Here is a 17932-nt window from a genome sequence, read left to right on the forward strand (position 1 = left end):
CCAGACTTCTGGTATTTAAAGATCCCTCAGATATTTGTTTTCATGGCGGCTGCAGCAAAGAGATCAGGCCTTGGATCCAATTTTTTTATTCAGCGTTTTTAAGGTCAGAAAATAAAGCCCTGCAACGATGACCCCTTTGAACAGGCTGCTGATACTGATGCACCACCAGATTCCGTCATATGTATACGATGTGAAATGGACGACAAAAAGTGCTGCAGGAATTCTGAGTCCTGTAAAAATAAAGCTTGTAAACGAAGGCTGTCTTGTTTTTCCAAGACCGTAAAATCCCCCGGAAGATGTTATTTCAATATACATGAAAATTTGGGAGACCGCAATGATTTTAAGGTACAAGGCCCCTGTGACTATCATCTCATGTTCATTTGAGAACAAAGAGAAAAGCGGTTTTCCAAAAAAGAAGAATGCAATGGTTGCAATCAGCCCTAAGCTTATGCTCAAAAAGAGAATCACATAATACCCCTGCTTGATTCTGTCATACTTTTTTGCCCCGTAATTTTGGCCGGTAAATGCTGCAAGGGCGGTGGAAAACCCAAGGGCGGTATTCCATGACAGGGCTTCAATACTTGCCCCGATATTCTGGACACCCAGGGGGATGGTTCCATATGCGGATACAATCCTTGCGATGCACATAGAAAAAATACAAAATGACATATGTCCCAGGGCGACCGGGATACCAATTCTTAAAATTCTTTTTACAATTTTGATTCTAAGGGGCGCAAATACTCTGAGGCAGGGGAGAACAGATTGTGTTGACTTAAGTTTAAAAAGAAAAATTAAAAATACCAGTATATTGGAAATCGTGGTCGCAATTGCAGCTCCTTTTATGCCAAGCTCGGGAACAAACCAGAGCCCGAAAATCAAAATAGGATCCAGAACCATATTTACAATCAAGCCGATAGAATTTACATAAAAAGGGGTTTTACTATTGCCAAAGCCCAGGTAAACGGCACTCATAACCGGGTTGACCACGGCAAAGCACATTCCAATTGATACGATTCTAAGGTAATGAACCGCTTTTACCATGACCTGAGGTTCCAGCCTAAAAAAGCTGAGAAGACTGCCCGCAAAAATAATAATCAGCAAATTGATGATAAATGAAGCAGACAGCCCGATGGTCAAGGCATTTTCCGCTACCTGTCTGGCCGTTGAAACCTCTTTTTTCCCCACAGACTGGGCAACAAGGGTTTCTGTTCCTGATTTTGTCGTATAAAAAAGACTCATCAAAAGCCAGATGAAAAATCCGGCGGTGGTGGCCGCCGTAATGGTTGCTGATCCCGTGCGCCCAAGCCATACAACATCGGTAAGATTATAGGCCATCTGGATAAAGGATGTGCCGATAATGGGAAAAGAGAGCTTGATTATTTTTGCCGCTATGGGACCTGATGTTAAATTTGTTTCTTTTTTCATTCGTTGATCTTTAATAAAAAATTATCGGTCAGAATCAAGGTCAGGGCTCACGCAAAACCCCGGATCTTTAAACCGGAATCATTAGATAACAAAATCCATGGCAAATAAAAAGATCCTGTTGATCTTCCACACAGATCTTGGAATTCGGTATTTTTTTTAAACCCCATAAAATGTTCATCCGTATGAGCCGAACCTTTGACTGCTGGGGCCGAGGATTTTTTCTGCCATTGTTTGGGCAGCCAATTTTGCGATGATCATTCAGCTCAATGGCCTGGGATGATCCTCCTTTTTTTAAGGCCCATGCCGGATGAAACAATCCGTTTATATGGAGTACCCTGTGTTTTTATACGCATAAATTAGCAGATTTAAATAAAAATCAATCCTGTTAGCGCTAAATAAAAATATCGCATTTTTATAGTGGTTTGACCATTTTAACCGGCAGTATCGGAATAAACGCCATGAGTAAGACAACAGAGCCGCTCACCCGACAGAGCAGACCCGAAGTTTTCAGGGAGCTTGCCCCCCAAAAAATCCGGGAGATACTTCTTATTTCAAGTTCATACAATATTTATAATATGGAAGAGGACGGCAGCCTTACCTCAAAAATGGTCAATGAGTACAAGGGGCTGAATCTTTCCTGTCCTCCGAGGATTACAGGAGTCTCGTCCGTTGAGGCCATGGCGCTTTTGACAGACCAGCGGTTTGATCTGGTCTTTATGGTGCCCCATTTGGACAAGATGGATCCCTTGTGCCTGGGCCGGCAAATCAAGGAGATTTGTCCGGATATCATGGTGATACTGCTTTTGCCCGGCACCCGGGGCACCCTGCCCGAATTAAAGCAGCAGAAGATTGACGGGGTCGACTGGACCTTTACCTGGTCCGGCAACCCGGACATGCTGCTGGCCATGGTCAAGCTCACCGAAGACCGTCTCAACGTCGGTCATGACATCAAGGTGGCCAATGTGCGTGTGATTATCCTGGTGGAGGATTCCCCTGAATATGCCGCCTGTTTCCTGCCCATGATTTACAGGGAAATTGTCCGCCAGACCCAGGCGCTTGTGAAAATCGGATGCAGCGACTGCCTCAAGCTGGCGGCAATGGGAAAACGGCCAAAAGTCCTGATGGCCTCAAATTACGAAGAAGCCAAGGACCTGTATGAGCAGTACGGGTCCCATCTTTTGTGCGTGATCTCGGATACGCGGCTTCCCAGATCAGAAAAAGAGGATGACCGGGCCGGTATTTCCATTCTATCGCAAATCCGTGAAGATATCCCTGAAATTCCTTTGCTCTTGATGAGTGCTGAAACAAAAAACCGGGAAAAGGCCCGGCAGATACCAGCGGTTTTTCTGGATAAAAATGCGTCTGACCTGAACCAAGACCTTCATCTTTTTTTCCGGAACCATCTGGGATTTGGGGATTTTGTCTTCCGAAACCGGGCAGGAGAAGAGATTGACCGGGCCTCAAACCTTGCGGTGTTGGAGAAAAAGCTGGCTGCCATTCCCGATGAGTCGGTCCTTTTCCATGCTGAGCAACACCATTTTTCCACCTGGCTCATGGCCCGTTGTGAAGTGGGGACGGCCCTTGAGGTCAGGGCGGTAAAACCCAATGATTTTGATACCATTGACGGGCTGCGCAGCCATATTATCGGCCAGATCCGGGATTTGAGAAAGCACCGACACAAAGGACTGACCCTTCAATTTAATGCCGATCTATTTGATGCCGATGTCATGGATTTTTCAAAAATAGGGACGGGCTCCATGGGCGGCAAAGCCAGGGGGCTGGCCTTTATGGCGGATCTTTTGACCCGCCATCCTGAAATCCAAGAGCAATATCCCAAAATAAAGATCAAAATTCCCAACACCCTGGTGCTCTGTAGCGATCTGTTTGACGGCTTTGTGGCTGATAACCATCTCAAGGATCTTGTCCTAAGGGGGCTTTCCTTAGAACAGATTGTCCAGGGATTTCTGGATGCTCCTCTGCCCGATGATCTGATCCGAAAACTTGAGATTTTTCTGGACCAGGTCAGGGTGCCCCTGGCCGTGAGGTCCTCAAGCCAGTTAGAGGATGATAGGTTCACCCCCTATGCCGGCCTTTACAAGACCTATAAAATTCCCAACAACCATGAGGATCCAAAGGTGCGGCTGGACCATCTGGTGACAGCGGTCAAGCTGGTCTATGCATCCACCTACTATAAAAATGCCCGGCGGTTTTGCCGGAATATAGCAGAGCAAACAATTACTTGAACAAGGATTTATACAACTTATATTTTCCCCATGAGATATTCATCAGATTTACGCAAACGCGTTATAGATTTTGTAGAAAATGGAGGAAGCAAGACGGAAGCTGCCAGTCAGTTTAATGTATCCCGTGGAAGTGTTCACAACTGGACGTCTGCCGAAGATGGTTTGTCATACAAGAAACCCGGTCCAAAAGGACCACGAAGTTTGGATCTGGAAGCTTTGCGCCTCCATGTGGAGACAAATGATGACATGACACAATCGGAAAGGGCGCAGCATTTCGGAGTATCCCGTGCCTGTATCTGGTATAATATGAAACAACTCGGAATCACTCGAAAAAAAAGATGACGGGGGGAATGTTCAGAATTCTGTGTCACGGTTTCGGTTCCCGGATCTGCCTCAGCGCCAGCGGAAGTAAAAGTCAGGTCCGAGAATGGGCCTTCAATCAGCCACGTCGGAGGAGTTGACTTTTGCTGGAGTGGAGTTCCTGGAACCATCTTTTCCATCTGTAAATAAATCCCTATCAAATTCCCAGCTCTTTATCCAGCCGGCCTTCAAAGAAAATTGCCAACTGGGAAATTGTCAGTGACCAATTTTGAATCGGCATTGTCCATTTTTTACTGGCGTTCTGGATCCCCATGTAAAGCAGCTTTAACAGGCTGTCCTGGTTCGGGAATGATCCCTTTGTTTTGGTCAGTTTTCGAAACTGTCGATGCACAGCCTCAATGGTATTTGTGGTGTATATTATCCGTCGAATCTCTTCTGGATATTTAAAGAAATGACTGAGGCGTTCCCAGTTGTTCCGCCAGGATTTTATCACAATCGGGTATTTGTCATTCCATTTATTTTCCAAGATATCCAGTTCTTCTTCGGCCAGATCCTTATTGACCGCTTTATAAACACGTTTTAGATCTGCCATAAATTCCTTTTTATTTTTGGAACCAACGTATTTCAATGAATTTCGGATCTGGTGGACTACGCAGAGTTGAACTTCTGTGTCCGGGAATATGGTCTCAATGGCCTCGGGAAAACCTTTTAGACCATCAACACAGGCAATCAGGATATCTTTTACCCCTCGGTTTGAAAGGTCTGTTAACACCTGCAGCCAGAAGTTCGCACCCTCATTCTCGGATATGTACAGCCCAAGAACCTCTTTGCGGCCCTCGATATTCACCCCAAGAATTGTGTAAACGGCTTTGCTGGCGACCTTTCCGTTTTCTCGTACTTTATAATGTATGGCATCAAGCCATATGATTGGGTACACATTTTCCAACGGCCTGGCCTGCCATTCTTTGACGGTATGGATGATTTTATCGGTAATGGTGCTCAGAGTGGCATTTGAAATCTCAAGTCCATAGATTTCCTGTAAATGGGAAGCCATATCATTATAACTCATGCCCAGGCCGTAAAGGGCTATTATCTTTCTTTCAATTTCATCGCTGAGCGTTGTCTGATGTTTTTTGACGATCTGTGGAGAGAAGGTTCCGTTCCGATCACGCGGGGTTTTTAGCTCAAATTTACCATCCAGGGACTTAATGGTCTTTCTGCTTTTTCCATTACGGCGGTTGGCAGAAATTTCCTGTCCGAGATGGGACTCCAACTCTCCTTCAAGAGCAGCTTCCGCAAGATTTTTGATTAATGATGTAAGGACGCCGCCCTTACCTGTGAAGGGTTTACCTTCCTGAATACCTTTAAGAGCTTTTTGAAAATCAAATTCGGTGTTGTCTTCGGTCATGTCAGTTCTCCTTATTTAGCTGAGTATATCAGCTTTGATTCAACTGACACAGAATTTTGAACGCCCTCATGACGGGATACAGGGAGCGAAGCGACAGCAAAAGAAAGGCATATCTTCGTCTTCGTGAACGTTATGTACGTCGTTGCAAAACGTTTGTTTATGTTGATGAAAGCGGCTTTTCGCCTTATACAACCCGTCGCTATGGATATGCTCTCAAAGGGCAGCGTGTTCATGGTTTGATTGCAGGAACAAAGCACCCTCGAACGTCTTTGATTGCTGCCCGCATCGAATATAGTTTTGAAGAACCATTTTTGTTTCAGGGAACATGCAATGCGGATATCTTTAATGCTTGGATCGAACACCAGTTGAGTCCACATCTGAACGATAATCATGTCGTTGTGATGGATAACGCATCCTTCCACAAGGGCGAAGAAACCAAATATTTGATAGAAAGAACTGGTGCAGCTCTTTTGTTTTTGCCCCCGTATTCACCGGATCTCAATCCGATTGAACACGATTTTGCGGCCCTAAAAACCATCCGTGAATACAATGAAAACGAAACGATTGATGAAATTATCAGGATGTATAAATAATTATCGGCATTGCTATACCAGCGCTCTGCCCCTTGACGATTCCATGGCTGTGATTGTCCAGGAGCTTGGGGGGAAAGAGTATGGAGATTATTTTTACCCGGCCCTTTCCGGAACGGCCCAGTCGTCCAATTTTTATCCCTTTTCACATATGAGTACAGAAGACGGGGTGGTCCACATGGCCCTGGGGCTGGGAAGAACCGTGGCAGAAGGGGGTAAAAGCCTGAGATTTTGTCCCCGGTATCCGAAAATTACTCCCCAGCTGTCAACGGCCAAGGATTTTTTAACCCGTACCCAGGAACGCTTCTACGCCCTCAAGACCCGGGGGTATCCAGAGAGCCTTCATTTTTCCACCCGGTCCAACCTGGAGCATTGGTCCATTGCCGATGCCTTGGAAGATCCTCCGGTAAAGGCCTTTGCCAGCACCTATGTTCCCGGGGAAGACCGGATACGGGATACCTGGTATTGCCAGGGCCCGAAAATGATGACCTTTGCCCGGGTGCTCAAATACGATGATCCGCCCATGGCCGGGCTGATTGCCGATCTTTTATCCCTTGGAAAAGAGGGGATGGGAATGCCCGTGGAAATGGAATTTGCAGCCAATCTGCCTGAACGGGAAGCTGACCCCTGGGAGTTTTTTATCCTCCAGATCCGGCCCATGGCTGATCCCGGCGAGCCTTCCGGGACGGATATTTCTTTAGAAGATGAAGAAAATGCCCTTTGTGTCTCGTCCACGGCCCTGGGCCACGGCACCCTTGAATCCATCCGGGATATTGTTTATGTGGAACCCGGCAGGTTTCAAGGAAATAAAACCCGTGAGATGGCCCTGGAGATCAGCCAGATCAATAACCGGCTTGCCCGGGAAAATCTGCCCTTTCTTCTGGCCGGCCCCGGGCGGTGGGGTTCGTCCGACCCCTGGCTGGGCATTCCCGTGGCCTGGTCCGATATCTCCAATGCCGGGGCCATTGTGGAGATTAGAAACGATTCCATCCATGCAGATCCGTCCGGGGGCTCCCATTTTTTCCATAATATTACGGCCATGGGCATTCCCTATATCACGGTAAATGAAACCGGGAAGGGTTTTGGAGACCGGTTCAGCCTGGCCGGACTCAAAGGCCAAACAATGGATCAGGGGACTCAATTTATCAAACACCTGCGGCTGAAAACCCCTTTGACCGTTAAACTGGACGGAAAGCATTCCCGCTGCGTTATTATGGGCGGATCAACCAAAATCGATACTATTGCAGCCTGAGTTCGCTCGGCCTGATTGTTTACTATTTTTATGAAAGGCAATAAGATGTCAGAAGAACTAGAACGAATCATTGACAAGGATCCGGAACAAAAAGAATTTCACCAGGCAGTCCAGGAAGTCATCGACACGGTGCAGCCTGTTCTGGACCGGAATCCCGAATACCGCCAGGCCAGAATTCTTGAACGGCTTGCCGAACCCGAACGTGCTATCATGTTCAGGGTGCCCTGGATGGATGATACCGGACGGGTTCAGGTGAACCGGGGATATAGAATTGAAATGAATTCTGCCATCGGCCCTTACAAGGGCGGGCTTCGGTTCCACCCCTCCGTCAACCTGAGCATTCTTAAATTTTTGGCATTTGAACAGGTATTTAAAAACGCTTTGACCACCCTGCCCATGGGCGGCGGAAAAGGAGGCTCTGATTTTGATCCAAAGGGAAAATCCTACAATGAGGTCATGCGGTTCTGCCAGTCGTTTATGTCCGAACTCTTCCGCCATATCGGGCCCAATACCGATGTTCCGGCCGGGGATATCGGGGTCGGGGGCCGGGAAATCGGATATATGTTCGGGATGTACAAAAAACTGACCAATGAATTTGCCTCTGTTCTCACGGGCAAGGGCCTTAATTGGGGCGGCAGCCTGATCCGTCCTGAAGCCACCGGGTATGGCTGTGTGTATTTTGCCGCTGAAATGCTGTCCACCCGGACCGATTCACTGGAAAACAAGACATGTTTGGTTTCCGGGTCTGGAAACGTGGCCCAGTACACGGTTGAAAAAATTCTTGACCTTGGGGGAAAGGTGGTGACCCTCTCTGATTCCGCAGGCTTTATCTATGATGAAACCGGAATTGACAGAGAAAAACTTTCCTGGGTAATGGACCTTAAAAATATCCGGCGGGGCCGGATCCGGGAATATGCCGACAAATATCCGGAAGCGGTTTACACGGAATTGGACGGTTCCCTGGACCATAATCCTCTGTGGGATATAAAGGCACGACTGTGCCTTTCCTAGCGCTACCCAGAATGAAATCAACAAAAAAGATGCCGTTAATTTGGTTGAAAACAAGGTGTTTGTGGTGGCCGAAGGGGCCAATATGCCATCCACCCCCGAAGCCGTGGACATCTTTCTGGATAACAAAATTCTATATGCCCCGGGCAAGGCCGCCAATGCCGGCGGTGTGGCCGTATCCGGCCTTGAAATGTCCCAGAACGCCATGCGGCTGGCCTGGACCCGGGAAGAGGTGGACAACCGGCTCAAGCAGATCATGAACAGCATCCATACCTCCTGTGTTGAGGCATCAGCAGAGTACGGACAGCAGGGCAACTACGTTGCCGGGGCCAATATTGCCGGTTTTGTCAAGGTCGTTGACGCCATGCTTGACCAGGGACTTGTTTAGGGGGGAAAATCCTGGTATATGATTTTCCACGCGCTAAACAACTAAGCGCCCCTTTCCCCCGACCCGGGGCAAGGGGCTAAAATGATGGACACATGATTGATACCCAAGGGCAGCCGGATATAGAACGGATTCTGGAACGGAATCGGGAACTGGAAACGTTGGAACATGAGCACAGGCTCATGGAACTCACCCTTAAACAACAGGCCCATGATCTCAAGGAACGGATCAAGGAGATCAACTGCCTTTTCGGTATTTCAAAGATTCTGGAGCAGACCGGACTCTCCCTTGAAACCACCTTTCAGCAGGTGGTGGACCTGATCCCCGATTCCTGGCAATACCCTGAAATTACCTGTGCCCAGTTGCTTCTCCACGACCAGAGCTTTCGGACGGACAATTATAAAAATACATTTTGGAAACAGCAGGTCGAGGTCATGGCCTATGGAGAGCTCATTGGGGTTTTGACGGTCTGCTACCTGGAAAATCGCCCGGAACGGGCCGAAGGTCCTTTTTTAAAAGAGGAGCGATCCCTTCTCAATGCCGTTGCCGAGCTGCTCGGAAGGACCAGCGAGCGAAAACAGGCGGAAAAAGACCTCAGTGAAAGCAAACAGAAACTCAAGGACCAGAACCTTTTGTTAAAGGAGAAAAACATTGCCCTCAGGGAGGTGATGAACCAGCTGATCGAGGAAAAGGAAAGCCTTGAAACAAAGGTCATGGCCAATGTGGAGAATTTGCTGCTCCCCTTGATAAAAAAAATGGACAATCGGGGATCTGAGATCGAACGGGAGTATCTGATCCTGCTCGAAGAAAATATCAGGCAGTTGACCTCATCCTTTGGCACCCGGATATCCAGACCCAATCTTAAACTCACCCCCCGGGAGAACGAAATCTGTACAATGATCCGGGGAGGGTTGAGCTCAAAGGAGATTGCCAAACTGCTGAATCTTTCCTACCGAAGCGTTGAAACCTATCGGAATCATATCCGTAAAAAATTGGGGATCACCAATAAAAAAGTTAACCTGGTCAGCTATCTGGCAAATTTATGAGCCGTGTAAACGGTCTGCAGCCCGGCTGCGGACCTTGAGGATATACCCATGAACAACCGATTTACCGGTGCTGTTTCCCAGCCCCCCATATCATAGAGACAGCAGAAAGCGTTAACCTGGATATCAGGGTTCTTTATGAAGCGGTGATCGACCTTTCTTCCGAAGGCCTGGTCACGGCCAATTGTATCAACATGGCTGCCGGAATTCTGCTCAACGACCTGGGCCTGCCCAATTATTTTTTTGAAAACATCACCAAAGCCTCGTTAAAACATCTTTTGGGGTCCATCGCTTCAAGCATAGCGGTTCAGGACGGCAGGGTCGCCCTGGTAGGACGGGTGGCCCACATTGATTTTGACCTGGCCCACGGCAACGATGTGCAGCGGGTCAGGATTGCCACCCATGAAACCCGGGACAACATGGAAAATGTGATTGAGGGCCTGATTTCCGGTCACCGGCGGGAGTATTATTATGGCAAGGAAAACGGTTATTACACCTATATTATCCGGCCGGAAACCGTGGATGATTATACGAAGAACGAATTTAAGGCCTCCAGGTTCCTCTTTAACCTGGCCGGAGATTATACGGCCACGCCTGAACCCACCCGAAAGCGGTATGAAAAATTTTTAACAGATGCCAAGGCCTCTGTCACCCCCCGGGTTGAAGCCTCCAACCTGCCGGACACGGGGGAGACCCGCTTTATGTTTAACTCGGATTTTGCCTCCCCCCAGATTCCCATCTTCAGGCAATTGTTCAAAGACCGCGGCCTTACCCTGATGCGGGCCTATTGGGACGGATCTTCTGTTCCCTCGTCCATTTGTTCCCTCTATATCCGGGGGGAGATCCCAAGAACGGTAAACGCTGAAATCATCAATGATATCCGCGGATTTCTGGCCTTTGGCATCAATCCGGTCACCGAATGCTATGTTCAGGGAAAACTCAGCTTTAAAGAGATGCTCTTTGCCGGCAATGCCATTGACTTTACCCGTATGTTTATCTTTGCCGATGGTGAAGCGTCAACCGACCGGCAGATCATGTCCCGGCTGGGCGGTCGTGCATATGAAGATGCCTTTGCCCATAGAGTCCACAATGCCAACCGGGCCGCCTTTAACGGGGGGATGATCCAGTCTGCGGCCATGGCCCATCCGGATCTGATTCAATTTTTATACGCCGTGTTTGAACAACGATTTGATCCGGCCCGGGCTTCCAAGGGGGCAAAACAGGATCTGGTGGAAAAACAAGAGGCGTTTAAGCGGCTTCTGGACAGCCGGTTTATGGGATTTGACCTGGGCAGACAGCTTTTTTTGTTCATGTCCAGGCTGGTTTTTTCCACCTTGAAAACCAATTTTTACACGCCTGAAAAGCGGTCTTTTAGCTTTCAGCTGGACAAAGGGGTGCTGGATCCGCTGGTCTGCAGCAGCCCTGTGTTCAGCATTATTTTTGTGAACGGGCACTATGCCTGCGGCATTCACATGGGGGCAGGCCATATTTCACGGGGGGGGCTGGAATTGTTGAATATCACCTAGGCCAACCATGCCGTTAAACGGGACACGGCTGTATTACTCTGTTATGCCTTAGGGCCCAAGGCCCAGCAGGCTAGGCAAAAGGATATCTGTGAATCCGGGGCCGCGGCGGTGATCCTGCCCCATGCCGTTTACGGGGAATATGCAAGGGATGCCCTGTTCGATTTTACCGACGGGATTTTGGACCTCATGCTCTCCCATGAGACCCCTCTGGACGACCGCGGCCGGCCTGAGATGCTTTTTTTCGGTCCAGGCCAGGGGACATCAGGGCTGATGGATGCCCTGACCCTGAGGGCAAAACAACGAAAATTTCCCTATTGGCAAAGTCTGTACTCGGGCAAGAGCAACCAGATTCCCCATCATACCTGCGGGATTCTGGAGAACGGGGATATTTTTGCCCTAAAGCCCGTCAAAGAGCGGGGAATTGATCTTAGGATCAATGGCAAATCCGTTGACCTCACCTCTGATCTTGACAGGCTTCATCAAAAAATCGGAGGGGAAATACGGATTTGGGGCATGGCCGGTGCCGGTATCCTGGCGGCCTTCAGAACCCTTATCTTTCACTATGATTCAAGTGAAAAAGATTTGAACCTGGCCATTATCGGCGGCCCGGAAGGCGGTCTGGGGCTTGGCCCATTTTTGGGGTACCAGGGCAGGATCTGCCTTATCATGGATCATACCGCCCTTGTTTTCGATCCCCAGGGACTGGACAGGACAGAGCTTGGGAAAATTGCCATTTCAGGCTGCCTGCCTTTGGGGGCAACCGCCCAGGCATTTTCGACTGAAAAATTGTCTCCCCAGGGGTTTAAGGTGCCTGCCAGGGAAAAATATCTGACCCTGCCTGACGGCAGGGTGGTGGAGGACGGGGCTGTATTTATTCGTAATTTTATGTTTGATCCGGCGAATCAGACCCATATTGACGAAGCCCGAATTCAGGCCCTCATCCCCTGGGGCGGGTTCAAGGAGATGGTCACCCTGAAGAATTTCACAGCCTTTCTTGATAATTTCCAAGCCCTTGAGTTTATTGTTGAGGGGGCTGGCCGTCTTTTCAGCGATGCTGCAAGATTGTCCATTTCTACAGAGACCGAAATCAAGCTGGTCAAAGATACCACTTCAGACAAAGGATTTGCCTTTTTAAGCGCCCTTGGGGAGTCTTTGCCCGGATTTTTTCCGGGGCCGGAACCCGGGATTTTGAATAATGCAAAAATCCGAAATGATTTGATCCGGGAGATGTTGACCCTGATTGAGGCACGTTCATCTGATGAAACCCGGATGCTTATCCGTATCCACAAAAAAAATCCTGACATTCCCTTGTCCATTCTCTCAGACAAGGTTGGGGAGGATATCCTTGCCCTTGAGTCGATGATAAAAGAAAATCTTGGTTCTCTTTTGAAAAAAAAGGGGGCGGTTTGGCAGGTCATTGAAGCCTACCTACCCAAGGTGCTGACCAAAACCCTGGGCAAAAAACGGATCATGACCGTTTTAAATTCAGATCAGATGCAGGCCTACAGGGATACCCTTATTACCAAAAAACTGGCATCCATGGCCTTTTATCGGTTCGGCCTTGACTGGGAGACCTTTCTTGTCCGGGTCAATATTGATTTTTCAGAGGCTGTGAAAAGCCTGTTCGACCATGATTTCCAATAGGCAAACGCTGGGATTTGGAATCCTTTTAAGCGTATCCCGGGCACTGGGCGACCTGAAATCTTTGGTTGACAAAAGAGCCCGGCCTATCCTATATCCCTGTTAGAGATTCTCAATCAAATCGTTTGAACTCATCCTGTCATCCGCTCTTTATAGATCTTCATCGACTTACACCCCTTTTAGCCGAATATGCAGGTTAGAGGAGCTTTTATCATGGAACACAGGCGGAAATTAATTGTTTTGGTTTTACTCCTGGCACTGGCCAGAACATCCCTGGCGTTTGCAGACGAACATCCGAATGCCCCACCCTTTCTGGACAGGAACCAGGCCTTTTCAATGATCAAAGACAATATCGCCCCTGATCATCCTGGCCTTTTTGTTTCCGATCATCCAATCCAGGGGGGAACTGAGATTCCGAGCTGGGGAAAAACCCTGAGGGTTCCGGCAAATTTTGGCCAGGCCTGGTTCTTTTTTGTTGATGACCAGCCCCAGGCCAATTGGGGCCATGACTGCCGGTATTTTTTCGTGGATATCCAAACCGGGCGCTTTGGTGTTGTCTCCGCTCTTACCCCGCCGGACAATTGGTCAAGGATGGAAAAATTCCAGCATCCCCCAAAAAATTTCAATTAGGCACCACCCATTCCTGGTATTTTTTTGCCTGGAACTTTTTTTATGAACATTATCAAAAGGAGGTCATAATGAAATTTAACCAAGGACGGTGGACATTCTGGTTTATGGCAGGCCTGATATTTTTTATCCCGGACATCACAATTGCGGCTCAGGCTGCAACACCGGAAATCAAAAAAGCCGTTATAATGAACACGCCGCTGAAGGCCCAGCTCTCCCTTGAACAGGCCCAGAAAACCATGACCACCCGGATTTACAAGGGAAAAATCGGTCAGCGGGCCCTGTACGCCAATCCCAAGCTCAAGCCGGCCGGCGCCAAAATCGGCAGCTGGAAAATCCCGTCCAAACTTGTAGTCTCAAAACCCTCCTGGTTTTTTTTCGTGGATGAACAGCCCGGTGCCAACTGGGAACACAAGGCCAGTTATATCCTGGTGGACAAGGCCAGCGGCGAGGTCACACGGGTTCCGGCCATGAGTCCGCCCAGGGAGGCTTTGACCCTAAAGCCTTTGAACAAAAAAGCCAAAACCTAGATGACCCTCATGAAAGCCGGGGCCAAACTCACCCGGACAAAAATGAGGGTCAAACCCATACGCCTGGTCAGGCAGGAAAAGTATGCCGTTCTTCTCTGCGGCGGCTGGAACAGCAGCTCCAACTATGCCCGGTATTGGAATGATCTCCAATTTATTTTTACAACATTAAAGCAAAAATACGGGTATTCAGATTCCCAAATCATTGTTCTTTACGCCAACGGCACCCACAGCCCGTCCGAGGATTTTGACGGTGACGGTATCAATGATATTGATTATGCCACCACCCAGGCCAATTTAACAACGGTGTTCAACATGGTTGCCGCCAATATTTCTTCTTCGGGAAAATTCTTTTTTTACGCCACCAATCATGGGGGAAACGACCCGGGTGATTACTAGGCCAATCTCACCCTTTGGCAGGACAGCATCCGGGATGACGAGTTTGCCAATCTCACCAAAAAAATCAAATGCCGGGAGGCCATTTACGTATTTGAGCAATGCTTCAGCGGCGGGATGGTGGATGATATTCTCAATGCCGCTCCCAAACCCTGCACCGGCCCCAGGATCTGCGTCATGGCTGCCGCCCGCCACGACGAGCCCTCATGGGGGTGTGATACCGAAGGCCAGTACGACGAATATGTCTATCATTGGACATCTGCGGTGTATGGGAAAACTCCTGGGGGCGCCCGGGTGGATGCCGACGCCAACAACGACGGAAAGGTGACCATGAAAGAGGCCCATAATTACGCCAAGGCAAAGGATTCAAGGAATGAACACCCGGTGATCGGCTCCTGTGTCACCGGGGCCTGCGATACCACCCTGGCCGTGAACAAACCTGCCAAGGAAGACTGTCTTTCCTTTAATCCGTCCCAAATATCCGTGGTGAAAAAACAAAATCGGTGGAAGGTGGCGGACGGTAAAAGCTGGCTTTTTGATTTTGGTTCAAACAAGGCCGAGGCTGTCAAAGCCCTGAAGATCATAAAGCATTACCGCATGGATAAAACCTGTTATGTGGGCCGGCCCGATCCGAGTTTTACCTTTCTTCTGGCTAAAAACAAAGCTCCCAAGGGCGGTATGCCCGGCGAAGACTGCATAAAATTCAACCCCCAGAGGCTCCAGGTCAAAAAGGTGAACAATCGGTGGAAAATCGTTGACAGCAAAAGTTTTCTTTTTGATTTCGCCAGTAAAAAAGATGAAGCGATCCAGGCCCTGAACCAAATCAAAAAATACGGGTTTACCCAGACCTGCTACCTGGGCCGGCCCGACCCGAGTTTCTCCTATTTGAAAAAATAGCCTTCTACCGCCGGAGATAAATTTTTCCGGCGGTATTTTTATGATTATCTCCCTTAAAAATAGCCTCAGTATTTTATAGATATTTTTATAAAAAAGTTTTTGATATATTTCCTTCTTTTAAAAGTTACTAAAAAGTAAAGAGGGAAAAGTACGGATATGTCTACAAAATGTTTCAGCAGTAGCAGAATAAAAATATTTTTGAAATTTACCTGTATTACCTGTTTATTCCTTTGCTGGTTTCTCATGTTTCCATATTTTGTCAGGGCAGAGGACATTACGATCACCACAAACACCACAGAAACCAACGGCGGTTTTTCGGATCGAATATATACCGATTCTCTGACATTAAATCCCGGTGTTGAAATTAATACAGCAGGGAATAATGAAAGCGGGGTTAAGGGGACGCATACGAATATGGTGAATATATTCGGAGATATCATCACCCATGGCGAATGGTCATCTGGGGTTGCCCTTACTGACAATAATATTGTTGTATATCGGGAATGTTCAGAATTCTGTGTCACGGTTTCGGTTCCCGGATCTGCCTCAGCGCCAGCGGAAGTAAAAGTCAGGTCCGAGAATGGGCCTTCAATCAGCCACGTCGGAGGAGTTGACTTTTGCTGGAGTGGAGTTCCTGGAACCATCTTTTCCATCTGTAAATAAATCCCTATCAAATTCCCAGCTCTTTATCCAGCCGGCCTTCAAAGAAAATTGCCAACTGGGAAATTGTCAGTGACCAATTTTGAATCGGCATTGTCCATTTTTTACTGGCGTTCTGGATCCCCATGTAAAGCAGCTTTAACAGGCTGTCCTGGTTCGGGAATGATCCCTTTGTTTTGGTCAGTTTTCGAAACTGTCGATGCACAGCCTCAATGGTATTTGTGGTGTATATTATCCGTCGAATCTCTTCTGGATATTTAAAGAAATGACTGAGGCGTTCCCAGTTGTTCCGCCAGGATTTTATCACAATCGGGTATTTGTCATTCCATTTATTTTCCAAGATATCCAGTTCTTCTTCGGCCAGATCCTTATTGACCGCTTTATAAACACGTTTTAGATCTGCCATAAATTCCTTTTTATTTTTGGAACCAACGTATTTCAATGAATTTCGGATCTGGTGGACTACGCAGAGTTGAACTTCTGTGTCCGGGAATATGGTCTCAATGGCCTCGGGAAAACCTTTTAGACCATCAACACAGGCAATCAGGATATCTTTTACCCCTCGGTTTGAAAGGTCTGTTAACACCTGCAGCCAGAAGTTCGCACCCTCATTCTCGGATATGTACAGCCCAAGAACCTCTTTGCGGCCCTCGATATTCACCCCAAGAATTGTGTAAACGGCTTTGCTGTCGACCTTTCCGTTTTCTCGTACTTTATAATGTATGGCATCAAGCCATACGATTGGGTACACATTTTCCAACGGCCTGGCCTGCCATTCTTTGACGGTATGGATGATTTTATCGGTAATGGTGCTCAGAGTGGCATTTGAAATCTCAAGTCCATAGATTTCCTGTAAATGGGAAGCCATATCATTATAACTCATGCCCAGGCCGTAAAGGGCTATTATCTTTCTTTCAATTTCATCGCTGAGCGTTGTCTGATGTTTTTTGACGATCTGTGGAGAGAAGGTTCCGGCCCTGTCACGCGGGGTTTTTAGCTCAAATTTACCATCCAGGGATTTAATGGTCTTTTTGCTTTTTCCATTACGGCGGTTGGCAGAAACTTCCTGCCCGAGATGGGACTCCAACTCTCCTTCAAGAGCAGCTTCAGCAAGATTTTTGATTAATGATGTAAGGACGCCGCCCTTACCTGTGAAGGGTTTACCTTCCTGGATGCCTTTAAGGGCTTTTTGAAAATCAAATTCGGTGTTTTCTTCGGTCATGTCAGTTCTCCTTATTTAGCTGAGTATATCAGCTTTCATTCAACTGACACAGAATTTTGAACGCCCTCGAAAGCAGGGGGCAGATATTTTCAATCCGCTTTATTTTTCGGATCAGGGCCGAATCAACCGGGGTCTTTCCCGAGGCCCAGACTTCACAGCGTCCCTCCTCTTCCGGGGTATACAAGACCGTTCCCTTGTACCTTTTATACCTCGTTTCTTTCGTAAAAAGAATATCTTGCCCTGGTGGCTTTTCCAAAAGGGCCTTGACCCTGGCCTGCAGCTTGAGGACCTGCTGGTCTGCCTTTCCCATTGCAGACCAAATTTGGTCTGCAATCTCGGACAGGGGCTCGTTGGGGGGGGCAGCGCACCCTGCAGCAAGGCTGAAAACCATCAGGGCAATTCCTGTGACCCACCATTTTTTATTTTTAAATACCACCATATATTTTCTCCCGGATCCTGTGCGTTTTCAAGGCAGGATGCATACCATCCTTCCTTTATATCAGAATCGATTTTATCCATACCAAGTTTCACCGATATGTCAAATGCAAGATGCTCGATTTAGGTTAAAATCTTTTGTGTTTTTTCGTTTGCTGTATTGCAGATTTTTGATCCTTAAAGTAACTTTGACAGACTTTGTTTTTTGGGAACGCCTGTGGTTATGCATTACAATGCCATATCCCGGGCCTGTCAAAACAACGGCCTTCTCCATGTGGTGCCATTGGTTTTTGCTTGATTACACAATAAGGGTCGTTTATAAACCT

At 47.8% G+C, this 17932-nt stretch carries 13 protein-coding genes and 3 pseudogenes; 11 read left to right on the forward strand and 5 right to left on the reverse strand.

Annotation, left to right across the window (positions count from 1 at the left end; all coding sequences use genetic code 11):
* Positions 1-63: 63 nt before the first annotated feature.
* On the reverse strand, positions 64-1425 hold the full coding sequence (locus tag HUN05_05275) for an MATE family efflux transporter (GenBank protein ID WDP84630.1): 1362 nt from the start codon (positions 1423-1425) through the stop codon (positions 64-66).
* A 458-nt stretch (positions 1426-1883) separates the two neighbouring features.
* Here HUN05_05275 and HUN05_05280 point away from each other — a divergent pair, with 458 nt between their 5' ends.
* Positions 1884-3668, forward strand: a complete 1785-nt coding sequence (locus tag HUN05_05280; protein WDP84631.1) for a hypothetical protein — start codon at positions 1884-1886, stop codon at positions 3666-3668.
* Positions 3669-3698: 30 nt separating this feature from the next.
* Positions 3699-4010, forward strand: a complete 312-nt coding sequence (locus HUN05_05285; protein ID WDP84632.1) for a hypothetical protein — start codon at positions 3699-3701, stop codon at positions 4008-4010.
* Positions 4011-4185: 175 nt separating this feature from the next.
* Here HUN05_05285 and HUN05_05290 read toward each other — a convergent pair whose 3' ends face one another.
* The gene (locus HUN05_05290; protein WDP84633.1) at positions 4186-5397 is read right to left on the reverse strand and encodes an IS256 family transposase; all 1212 of its coding nucleotides are present in this window, start codon (positions 5395-5397) and stop codon (positions 4186-4188) included.
* 56 nt (positions 5398-5453) lie between these two features.
* Between HUN05_05290 and HUN05_05295 the strand changes: the two genes are divergently transcribed.
* The 9 genes and pseudogenes from HUN05_05295 (at position 5454) to HUN05_05335 (ending at position 14653) form a co-directional block, all read left to right on the forward strand.
* A complete protein-coding gene (locus tag HUN05_05295) occupies positions 5454-5990 on the forward strand; it encodes an IS630 family transposase (protein ID WDP84634.1) in 537 nt (178 codons plus the stop codon).
* Positions 5965-7239 carry a hypothetical protein gene (locus HUN05_05300; protein WDP84635.1) on the forward strand — a complete coding sequence of 425 codons (1275 nt, stop codon included), beginning with the start codon at positions 5965-5967 and terminating at the stop codon, positions 7237-7239. The genes HUN05_05295 and HUN05_05300 overlap by 26 nt, the downstream gene beginning before the upstream one ends.
* A gap of 45 nt (positions 7240-7284) precedes the next feature.
* Positions 7285-8635, forward strand: a pseudogene (gdhA, locus tag HUN05_05305) (NADP-specific glutamate dehydrogenase).
* Between the two features lie 92 nt (positions 8636-8727).
* Positions 8728-9678 (forward strand): LuxR family transcriptional regulator, encoded by a 951-nt coding sequence (locus tag HUN05_05310; GenBank protein ID WDP84636.1) that lies wholly within the window; start codon positions 8728-8730, stop codon positions 9676-9678.
* A gap of 59 nt (positions 9679-9737) precedes the next feature.
* Positions 9738-12845: pseudogene (locus HUN05_05315) on the forward strand (NAD-glutamate dehydrogenase).
* A gap of 210 nt (positions 12846-13055) precedes the next feature.
* Positions 13056-13472 (forward strand): hypothetical protein, encoded by a 417-nt coding sequence (locus HUN05_05320; GenBank protein ID WDP84637.1) that lies wholly within the window; start codon positions 13056-13058, stop codon positions 13470-13472.
* Positions 13473-13540: 68 nt separating this feature from the next.
* Positions 13541-13999, forward strand: a complete 459-nt coding sequence (locus HUN05_05325) for a hypothetical protein (protein WDP84638.1) — start codon at positions 13541-13543, stop codon at positions 13997-13999.
* The gene (locus HUN05_05330) at positions 14000-14395 is read left to right on the forward strand and encodes a hypothetical protein (protein WDP84639.1); all 396 of its coding nucleotides are present in this window, start codon (positions 14000-14002) and stop codon (positions 14393-14395) included.
* A 27-nt stretch (positions 14396-14422) separates the two neighbouring features.
* Positions 14423-14653, forward strand: a pseudogene (locus HUN05_05335) (hypothetical protein).
* Positions 14654-15354: 701 nt separating this feature from the next.
* On the opposite strand, the gene HUN05_05340 reads toward HUN05_05335, so the two are convergent.
* The 3 genes from HUN05_05340 to HUN05_05350 are packed head-to-tail and all read right to left on the reverse strand — an operon-like array spanning position 15355 to position 17610.
* Complete coding sequence (locus HUN05_05340; protein ID WDP84640.1) at positions 15355-15942, reverse strand: hypothetical protein; 588 nt, start codon at positions 15940-15942, stop codon at positions 15355-15357.
* Positions 15943-15959: 17 nt separating this feature from the next.
* The gene (locus tag HUN05_05345) at positions 15960-17171 is read right to left on the reverse strand and encodes an IS256 family transposase (protein WDP84641.1); all 1212 of its coding nucleotides are present in this window, start codon (positions 17169-17171) and stop codon (positions 15960-15962) included.
* 28 nt (positions 17172-17199) lie between these two features.
* Positions 17200-17610 (reverse strand): hypothetical protein, encoded by a 411-nt coding sequence (locus HUN05_05350; protein ID WDP84642.1) that lies wholly within the window; start codon positions 17608-17610, stop codon positions 17200-17202.
* Between the last annotated feature and the right edge of the window lie 322 nt (positions 17611-17932).

The organism is Desulfobacter sp. (genome assembly GCA_028768545.1).
Classification (GTDB): Bacteria; Desulfobacterota; Desulfobacteria; order Desulfobacterales; family Desulfobacteraceae; genus Desulfobacter.

Bases quoted from the DNA above. Each gene is read 5' to 3' on its own strand.
- HUN05_05275 (WDP84630.1), bottom strand. From the start codon at position 1,425: ATGAAAAAAGAAACAAATTTAACATCAGGTCCCATAGCGGCAAAAATA.
- HUN05_05280 (WDP84631.1), top strand. From the start codon at position 1,884: ATGAGTAAGACAACAGAGCCGCTCACCCGACAGAGCAGACCCGAAGTT.
- HUN05_05285 (WDP84632.1), top strand. From the start codon at position 3,699: ATGAGATATTCATCAGATTTACGCAAACGCGTTATAGATTTTGTAGAA.
- HUN05_05290 (WDP84633.1), bottom strand. From the start codon at position 5,397: ATGACCGAAGACAACACCGAATTTGATTTTCAAAAAGCTCTTAAAGGT.
- HUN05_05300 (WDP84635.1), top strand. From the start codon at position 5,965: ATGAAATTATCAGGATGTATAAATAATTATCGGCATTGCTATACCAGC.
- HUN05_05310 (WDP84636.1), top strand. From the start codon at position 8,728: ATGATTGATACCCAAGGGCAGCCGGATATAGAACGGATTCTGGAACGG.
- HUN05_05320 (WDP84637.1), top strand. From the start codon at position 13,056: ATGGAACACAGGCGGAAATTAATTGTTTTGGTTTTACTCCTGGCACTG.
- HUN05_05325 (WDP84638.1), top strand. From the start codon at position 13,541: ATGAAATTTAACCAAGGACGGTGGACATTCTGGTTTATGGCAGGCCTG.
- HUN05_05330 (WDP84639.1), top strand. From the start codon at position 14,000: ATGACCCTCATGAAAGCCGGGGCCAAACTCACCCGGACAAAAATGAGG.
- HUN05_05340 (WDP84640.1), bottom strand. From the start codon at position 15,942: ATGGAAAAGATGGTTCCAGGAACTCCACTCCAGCAAAAGTCAACTCCT.
- HUN05_05345 (WDP84641.1), bottom strand. From the start codon at position 17,171: ATGACCGAAGAAAACACCGAATTTGATTTTCAAAAAGCCCTTAAAGGC.
- HUN05_05350 (WDP84642.1), bottom strand. From the start codon at position 17,610: ATGGTGGTATTTAAAAATAAAAAATGGTGGGTCACAGGAATTGCCCTG.